The 5,826-nt window shown below is 47.2% G+C and carries 7 protein-coding genes and 1 pseudogene; 4 read left to right on the top strand and 4 right to left on the bottom strand.

What is annotated here, in order from left to right:
* Window positions 1-98 precede the first annotated feature (98 nt).
* Both DSM107010_RS36440 and DSM107010_RS36435 read left to right on the top strand, forming a co-directional pair.
* Window positions 99-815 (top strand): SDR family oxidoreductase, encoded by a 717-nt coding sequence (locus DSM107010_RS36440; RefSeq protein ID WP_106170692.1) that lies wholly within the window; start codon window positions 99-101, stop codon window positions 813-815.
* A gap of 20 nt (window positions 816-835) precedes the next feature.
* Window positions 836-1,486: an alternative oxidase gene (locus DSM107010_RS36435; protein WP_106170689.1), complete on the top strand. Its 651-nt coding sequence runs from the start codon at window positions 836-838 to the stop codon at window positions 1,484-1,486.
* Here the strand turns inward: DSM107010_RS36435 and DSM107010_RS40720 are convergent.
* Together DSM107010_RS40720 and DSM107010_RS40715 are read right to left on the bottom strand one after the other, a co-directional pair.
* Window positions 1,481-1,831, bottom strand: a complete 351-nt coding sequence (locus DSM107010_RS40720) for a hypothetical protein (RefSeq protein WP_199756019.1) — start codon at window positions 1,829-1,831, stop codon at window positions 1,481-1,483. The genes DSM107010_RS36435 and DSM107010_RS40720 overlap by 6 nt on opposite strands.
* Window positions 1,832-1,894: 63 nt before the next feature.
* Window positions 1,895-2,626 carry a transposase gene (locus DSM107010_RS40715; RefSeq protein ID WP_199756018.1) on the bottom strand — a complete coding sequence of 244 codons (732 nt, stop codon included), beginning with the start codon at window positions 2,624-2,626 and terminating at the stop codon, window positions 1,895-1,897.
* A 683-nt stretch (window positions 2,627-3,309) separates the two neighbouring features.
* On the opposite strand from DSM107010_RS40715, the gene DSM107010_RS36425 reads away from it, so the two are divergent.
* Window positions 3,310-3,717: a GFA family protein gene (locus DSM107010_RS36425; protein ID WP_106170686.1), complete on the top strand. Its 408-nt coding sequence runs from the start codon at window positions 3,310-3,312 to the stop codon at window positions 3,715-3,717.
* Window positions 3,718-3,850: 133 nt separating this feature from the next.
* Here DSM107010_RS36425 and DSM107010_RS36420 read toward each other — a convergent pair.
* Window positions 3,851-5,110: pseudogene (locus tag DSM107010_RS36420) on the bottom strand (RNA polymerase sigma factor).
* Between the two features lie 179 nt (window positions 5,111-5,289).
* Here DSM107010_RS36420 and DSM107010_RS36415 point away from each other — a divergent pair.
* Window positions 5,290-5,646, top strand: coding sequence for a YciI family protein (locus tag DSM107010_RS36415; RefSeq protein ID WP_127025307.1), 357 nt, complete (start codon window positions 5,290-5,292; stop codon window positions 5,644-5,646).
* Here the strand turns inward: DSM107010_RS36415 and DSM107010_RS40985 are convergent.
* Window positions 5,643-5,826, bottom strand: a 184-nt coding sequence (locus tag DSM107010_RS40985; RefSeq protein ID WP_206751859.1) for a hypothetical protein, incomplete at its 5' end; no start/stop codon positions are given. The two genes, DSM107010_RS36415 and DSM107010_RS40985, sit on opposite strands and share 4 nt — an antisense overlap.

The following is a 5,826-nucleotide window of genomic DNA, read 5'->3' as shown; positions in this document are numbered from 1 at the left end:
AGGCTTTGCTCCTACAAGGTTGAGCGCATAATTGCATCTTAGCTCAACTGGTATTCTGTTTGATAGAAACCGCCTTAATCATCGCTTTGGAGGGAATTATGCTACTTCAAGATCAACAGGTTGTCATTATTGGAGCAAGTTCTGGAATGGGACTTGCCACAGCAAAAGCGGCGGCTGAAGCAGGCGCAAAAGTAACATTAGCCGCACGAAAGCAAGATAGACTAGAACGAGCTGCGCTCGAAATCGGACAGGGATCGCAAGCGATCGTTGCCGACATTGGCGACGAACGGGCAATCAAATCGCTGTTTGCCCAAGTTAGAAGTGTAGATCATTTAGTCACGACGGCTGCCGACTTGACATTCGCATCGATCGAGCAACTCAGTAGTGATGATGCTCAAAGAATTGTCACCAGCAAGATTCTCGGACCATTCTACGCGGTCAAACACGCTGCGCCTCGCTTGAGCAGGACGGGTTCAATCACTTTCTTTTCGGGTTTTTCAGCCTGGAAACCCATTCCTAAGACTGCGTTAATTGCGGCGGTTGATGGCGCACTGGCTGCTTTTTGTCGCTCACTCGCAGTCGAGCTTGCACCCATTCGCGTCAATGTCATGGCACCTGGCGTTGTTGAAACTCCCATGTGGCAAGGTGTGCCGGAAGAACAGCGGAAAGCGTTTCTTACAACCGTGAGCGAACAACTCCCCGTTGGCAGAATTGGGTCACTAGCAGATATGGCAAATGCAGCGCTTTATTTGATGCAGAACAGCTTCATTACAGGAACCATCCTGCATGTGGATGGAGGACATCAACTCGTTTGATTAATTTGGAGGAATACAAGATGAAAGTTTTAATTCGAGCGATCGTAAGTTTTTTCGTTTTCGTTGTGGATGTTGTGTACAGCAATCGTTCCTATGCTCGGTTTTATGTACTAGAAACGATCGCCCGTGTGCCTTACTTCTCTTATCTCTCGGTGCTGCATTTGTATGAAACGCTAGGTTACTGGCGCAAAGCAGACTGGTTAAAAGTTCATTTTGCCCAAACCTGGAACGAACTGCATCATCTGTTGATTATGGAATCACTCGGCGGCAATCGGTTGTGGATCGATCGCTTTGTTGCGAAACACATTGCAGTTGCATACTATTGGGTTGTCGTGCCGCTCTATATGGCGTTACCTAAGTATGCCTATTACTTGATGGAACTGATCGAGAATCATGCTTATCACACCTACAATGGCTACTTGAACGAACATGAAATAGAACTCAAAACGCAGCCTGCTCCCCAGATTGCGATCGACTACTACCGAGATGGCGATTTGTATATGTTTGAAGAAGTTCAGACCACACCAGATTCTACCTTTCGCCGTCCTCATGTCAATACTCTCTATGACGTATTTGTGAATATTCGTGATGATGAATGTGAGCACGTAAAAACGATGGTGGCACTTCAGCAACTGGATGCACGACCTGAAGGGGTGACAAAGAGCCTATAAAGCAGACTGGATAAGAGCCATAGCCCGTAGACCTTTCTGAAAATAGGGTAGCTTACTAGGTTTTAAACGTATGAATTCATCAGCTAAATCAATCCAAAATTCCATCGCGCCTACCCATAGCTGACCATATAAGCCAACCCAAAAAGAGCTATGTCGGCGGTAAGAGCGCTGTAGTTCTGTGAGACGACCAAGATATTTTTGTACTCCGATTGGACGGAAACTACGACCAGCTAAAACGGCACAAGTATAGGCAATAGCGATTAATAAAATTATGGCAATTAAGCGTTGTCCTTCTGCATAAGTTGACTCCAGATTGTAGCCGCCTGTTTTACAATCTTTAAACATTGCTTCAATTCCACTGCGGCATTTAAATGCTTTAATTGCTGCCTTCGTACTCGGAAGATTGGTTCAGAGATACCAGCCAGAGGGTTCGACTTTTCCACGATATTTACGCGGGTAATATCCAGCTAAATTAAATGTGGCAAATCCTTTCTGTTTGGTGAATTGAACCTGTTCAAAGAAGAAGGAAACCCCAGGTACTAATCCTAATACCGCTAGCCGTTGGAATGAAGAATTTGGTAGACGAACATAAGTCCCTTTTTTTTGGCGTAGCACGAAATCAATTCCCTTGGCCTGTAACCAGTTGGCTAGTTTGATACTGTGAAATTCACGGTCGCCTAGCACCAGAATTTGGTAGCCCTTAAATAAGCGTAACAGTGGACGAATCAATGCTTTCTGTTCGCTCAGATTGCTACAGCCTCTTTTCGCTAAAGATTGCCAAAAAATTGGAATGGCACGTTTGTCTTCAATTAAGCTAATAACAAATACATTCTGATTCCGCCACTGTGTTCGATCTATGGCAAAGATTAGTCGGTTGCCTTTTTTAAGTTTTCGCTCTTTTACCCACTGTTTCAACAAGGGAAACCAGATTAATTGAATACTCAACTGTGGCAAACTCAGAAACCTTTGAATGCTGCGACGACGACTTTCAAACAGAATTGGTTGTGGAAACACTGTGGCTAACTTTTCAATCGTCACTGTTTTATGGAATTGTAGTAGCAGTACCAAAATTTGTACCATTTTGTACTGTGTGGGAGTCAGGAGTTTTTGAAAACAGTTTTGGTAGAATGAAGGCATCATTTTCAATTGGTAGGTCTTGTTGCAAATACTTGACCTATCTTTTTCTACCTCAAAAGCGTACCATCCTCATCAGTCAACCGCTCCAGCTCCCTTGTCACCCCTTCAGCCAAATTACTTCAATGAAAGCTCCGAGGATACTTAACAAGGTTGTTTTGGGAAGATGACACCCTAGTAACTATGACGTACAACTTTAGTAATTGCACCAGCAGCTAAACTCAAAATCGATCGAGCAATAATATTCATCGTTTTTACTGCTTTAATAACTTTATATTAGAAAACAATTGTATCAATTCAAACATACATTTTGCTCTTCCATACGGAGGAAAAATGAGAGCCTCAAGAAGTATGTGCTTTGAGAGTACCGCTTCCCTGGTTGCAGTTCCCACTCACAGTCTATCTAGTAACTGCGATCGCGGTTTTCGTCAATGACATCTGACAAAACATCAGACAGCTAAATCCAAGGCTAAAGGGTTAGCAGTGCCGAGTCTTGGAAATGTTCCATTACTCGGCAATTGTGGCATGAGATACTGTTATTGTTAGCAGATGAAGGTCGAGCGGGGATCGATTACCTGGTTTGATTAATTAATGTTGAATGTCAGTTATTTGACTCAGGGCGCGGTATAAAGAGCGCAGCAGAATAAATAGTTATGTAGGGGTAGCAAATAATTGCAGGAGAGTAGAATATGTCTAATTCAAGTGTTGCCAAAGGTAGCTGTTTATGCGGAGCGGTAAGCCTTTCTACAACCAGCATGAACGATCGCGTAGGGGCGTGTCATTGTAGTATGTGTAGAAAGTGGGGTGGAGGAGCTTTGTTAGTAGTTGAGTGTGGCAGCGATGTCAGCTTTAAGGGTGAAGAAAATATTGGGATTTATCAATCTTCAGAATGGGCGGAGCGCGGATTCTGTAAACAGTGTGGTAGTCATCTGTTTTACAGATTGAAACAAAATCAACAATACTACATTCCAGCAGGAATTTTTGATAATGATGAAGGTCTTGTGTTCGAGCATCAAGTTTTTATCGACGAAAAACCAGCATATTACTCCTTTGCCAATCAAACTAAGAACATGACAGGGGCAGAGTTATTTGCCTAGTTTGCACCTCCATCATCCCAGTCATGACATTAGGACAAAAAGCAGTCACGAATCTACGCGCTCACTTATGAGTATTTCATGACAAGTTTTCGATCGTTGTTGCCAACACGTATGCGCGGCGAGCATTTGCTGACTATGAGGGCTGAACTTCGCGCCGCCGACGCTCCAGAAATCGGCGCTCGCTGTCATTGGTGACCAGTGACAGTGCCCGCGTGTAGCTCAAAGCAGCTGAGTCTAAGGCTCCCACACGTCGCAGCAGATCGGCACGGGTAGCGTGGAACAGGTGATAGTCGTCGAGTTGGGTAGCAAGCGCATCGACCAGTTCGAGCGCCGCTGAAGCTCCTTCTACCATCGCGATCGCCACCGCCCGATTCAACGACACGATCGGCGAAGGCTGCAAGCGTTGGAGCAAATCGTAGAGTCTCGCGATCTGCGCCCAGTCTGTTTCTTCGGCTCGCGGCGCTTGACAGTGGAGCGCCGCGATCGCCGCTTGCAATGCAAAAACACCCGTGCCGCCGCGCAATGCCTCTTCCACTAGTGGCAACGCTTGGGCAATTTGTTGTTGGTTCCAGCGTTGACGGTTCTGATCTTCGAGCAGCACCAGATCGCCTGCTTCGTCCAACCGAGCATCGCGCCGCGAGTCGTGCAGCAACATCAGTGCCACCAGTGCCGTGACTTCTGAGGGTGGTTGCGGTAACATCAACGTCCGTACCAGTTGCCCCAGCCGAATCGCTTCCGTGCAGAGGTCAGCCCTCACCATTGCCTCGCCTTTGGTTGCCGCATAACCTTCGTTAAAAATCAGATAAATCGTTGTTAGCACCGCATCTATCCGTGGGGATAGATCGCCGATCTCTGGTACTTTGTAGGGAATTCCTGCATCCCGAATCTTGCGCTTGGCACGCACGAGCCGTTGCGCCATCGTCGCTGTGGGGACGAGAAACGCGCGGGCAATCTCATCTGTCTCCAGTCCACCCAACATTCGCAGCGTCAGAGCAACCTGAGCCTCGATCGCCAGTGCTGGGTGGCAACACGTAAAGATGAGACGTAAGCGATCGTCTGGAATTTCGTCACTATCGTATCTCGGCTCCTCGCTGGTGGGAATTAACCCAGATGCCGCGTACCATTCTAGTTTTTCTGCCAGCCGTGTCCGGCGGCGAAGGCGATCGATCGCTTTGTACCGAGCTGTCTTAATAATTCAGGCACGAGGGAGAGCGGGAATGCCGCTAGAGTGCCACTGACTCGCGGCGGCTGTAAATGCTTCCTGTGCTGCTTCTTCGGCTAGGTCAAAATCACCAACTAGTCGGATTAACGTAGCGACGATTCGCCCCCACTCAGCCCGATAAACGGAGGCGATCGCCTGGGTGACATCTGCTGACTTCGCGTTTGGAGTCATACCCAATTAAAAGATTTTTGGCAAGGTGTCGATTTGAGCAATTACCGTTCGACTAACTGATAAAGGGAAAAACGCGGGTAAATCATGCTCGGATCTGATGATAAAAAATTTTTGGCATGGTGTCGAATTGAGCGATCTCCGTTCGACTAACTGATAAAGGGAAAAATGGAGGCAACCTAATGAAATACGTGCTGTTGATTTACATGGAAGAAGATGCTCTGAGCGAAACCGAGCGGCAGCATTGTTATGTAGAATCGGCACAACTCGCGCAGCAGCTCAACTCACGCGGACAGTATCTCGCCACCGCCCCGCTCCAGCCTGTAGCGACAGCCACCAGCGTCCGAGTCCGCGACGGCAAGCCGCTAGTAACCGACGGACCCTTCGCCGAAACCCGCGAACAATTGGGAGGATTTTTCCTGATCGATGCTCGGGATCTCGACGAAGCGATCGCGATCGCTACTCAAATTCCAGGTGCAAAAGTCGGCACTGTCGAAATCCGCCCCGCGATCGAAGTTGCGGGTTTACCAGAGAGTTAGTGTCTGCTGGTTTCAGCTCGCCCCAGTTTTGTCAATAGTCCCGCTCCAACTGTCCGGAACCTTTCCCCCACAAACTGAAAACTCAAGGAGATACTTCGATGCAGGGCAAACGCATCTAAATTTATACCAAGCTTAAAGTGATATTCTGGAACAAATACTTTTATGGAGAAATAAGCGTCT

The sequence above is a fragment of the Chroococcidiopsis cubana SAG 39.79 genome (assembly GCF_003991895.1).
Taxonomy (GTDB): domain Bacteria; phylum Cyanobacteriota; class Cyanobacteriia; order Cyanobacteriales; family Chroococcidiopsidaceae; genus Chroococcidiopsis; species Chroococcidiopsis thermalis.
This window is presented reverse-complemented; position numbering and strand designations above follow the sequence as displayed.